Below are 2,147 nucleotides of genomic sequence, written 5' to 3' on the forward strand. Positions count from 1 at the left end.
CAGGGATTCCATCCCTGGACCCGGCCAGGGAGGTGCCCTCCCTGGACCCGCAGTTGTTTTGGGTGGTGAATAGTTACTAAAAAAACAAAAATGGGCTCGCCCTGTGGCACAAACGATCAACTCTTGACAGAGACTGCGCTGAAAAGGGATGCTCCAGACCAGCTTCGTTATCCCCTTTTCAGCCAAAAGAGCAGCGCCCATCATGCCCTCCTTCTCCACCACCGACAAGGTCGATTTTCTGCTCATCGGAGCGGGAATTGTCGGCTTATCTTTGGCGCGGGAACTGCGCCGACAGTTTCCACAACAATCGCTGTTACTCTTGGAAAAAGAGAACCAGGTGGGTATCCATGCCAGCGGTCGCAACAGCGGTGTGCTGCACTCGGGCATCTATTATCCCGAAGAGTCGGTCAAATTTCAAATCTGTGCCAGCGGCGCCAAAGAGCTGTTTGCCTATTGTCAGGAACATGCTTTGCCTGTAGCCCGTATGGGTAAATTGATTCTCGCACCCACCGCCGAACAGGAGTCGCAATTTACAGTTTTTCAACAGCGCGCAGCCCGTCTGGGGATCACGGCTGAAAGGTTGTTGCCCGCCGAAGTGGGCAAAATTGAACCTGCCGCTCGTGCCTGTGCGGGGCTCTACCTGCCCGATACGGCGGTGATCCAAAGCAAAACGGTCTTGCAAGCACTGCTGGGCGAACTGCAAAACGATCCACGAGTCACCCTCTGCTTTAACAGCAGAGTACAACAGATTGATCTGCAACAGGGCCTGCTGCAAACCGCGCAAAAAAATTATGCTTTTGGCATGCTGTTCAATGCTGCTGGCGCCCATGTGGACCGTATTGCCCACCAGTGTCAGGTGGGATTGGAATATACCATGCTGCCGTTCCGGGGACGCTATTTTCAACTCTCGGAACAGGCCGATTTGCCCATTCGCGGCTTGATCTATCCGGTTCCAGATAGTCGCATGCCCTTTTTGGGTATCCATTTTACCCGCTCTCTGGAAGGTAAAATCTGGGTTGGCCCCTCGGCAATGCCCGCTCTGGGACGCGAACACTACCAGGGAAGCCGCGGTATCGAGGCCAGAGATGCGGGAAACATCGCCCTGCACCTGAGCAGGCTGCTGGCTGGCAATGTGCAAGGTCTTGCCCAACATGCCTGGCGCGAGCTGCACACTTTGCGGCGGAGTGGTTTTGCCGAGGCGGCCGCCGCCCTGGTACCGGGAGTGCGCAGCCACCATCTTGTACCCTGTGGCAAGGTGGGAATCCGTCCGCAGCTCTATAACAAGCGGGAAAATCGGCTGGAAATGGATTTTAAGATTCTCCGCAGCAACCGTTCCCTGCATATTCTCAACAGCATCTCACCCGCCTTTACCAGCTCTTTTGCCTTTGCCCGGCTGGCTCTGCAGGATCTCTGAACATAACTATTCAGCACCCAAAACAACTGCGGATCCAGGGATGGAATCCTTTGGATTTTGCTTTTAATTTTGTAACTATTCACCACCAAAAGCAACTGCGGGTCCAGGGAGGGCACCTCCCTGGCCGGGTCCAGGGATGGAATCCCTGGGATTTTGCTTTTAATCTTTTAATCTTTTGCCTTTGGCGCGCTTTTCAAACTAAGCCGACGCGCTTTTTGCGTCGGCTTAAGCGCCTAATGGAAGCAAGCTGTGCGGATTGGCGCGCTTTTTTGCGCCAATCCGCACAGAATCCCCATGGGGGTAGAGTTGGCGAGTCATCGCAAACCGGGTAGATTTGGCGAGCCAGCACAAACCTGAATAGTTACTTAATTTTTTGCCTTTGGCACGCTTTTCACACTCAGCCGACGCGCTTTTTGCGTCGGTGCGGCGCGCTCAATGGAAGCAAGCTGTGCGGATGGGCGCGCATTTTTGCGCCAATTCGTACCATATCCCCATGGGGGTAGAGCTGGCAAGCCAGCGCGAACCCAGGGCAATCGCATTTGCCAATTTCCTCACTGTTGCCACAAGCGAAACTGTGCATGTCGGGCGTCCGCTATCCCAAAGAGTGCCCCTGTGGGGCACAAATCTGTGCGGCGTGCGCGAATGCTACGCATTCGCTTTTGTAAAACGCCGCACATTACCAGCAGGGCTTTGCCCTGCACCCACCAGGAGGAGATAATCTCCTCCTGGACCT

The 2,147-nt window shown here is 54.7% G+C and carries 3 protein-coding genes; 1 reads left to right on the top strand and 2 read right to left on the bottom strand.

Going from position 1 to position 2,147, the window contains the following annotated elements; all coding sequences use genetic code 11:
• A partial coding sequence (locus tag EJP87_RS18710) for a hypothetical protein (RefSeq protein ID WP_227657696.1) occupies positions 1-204 on the bottom strand: 204 nt, incomplete at its 3' end.
• Between EJP87_RS18710 and lhgO the strand changes: the two genes are divergently transcribed.
• A complete protein-coding gene (gene lhgO / locus EJP87_RS15575) occupies positions 203-1,414 on the top strand; it encodes an L-2-hydroxyglutarate oxidase (RefSeq protein ID WP_193771447.1) in 1,212 nt (403 codons plus the stop codon). The two genes, EJP87_RS18710 and lhgO, sit on opposite strands and share 2 nt — an antisense overlap.
• Positions 1,415-1,965: 551 nt before the next feature.
• Here the strand turns inward: lhgO and EJP87_RS18715 are convergent.
• On the bottom strand, positions 1,966-2,147 hold a 182-nt coding region (locus EJP87_RS18715; protein ID WP_227657697.1), incomplete at its 5' end, for a hypothetical protein.

This window comes from Candidatus Magnetaquicoccus inordinatus (genome assembly GCF_004217665.1).
Lineage (GTDB): Bacteria > Pseudomonadota > Magnetococcia > Magnetococcales > Magnetaquicoccaceae > Magnetaquicoccus > Magnetaquicoccus inordinatus.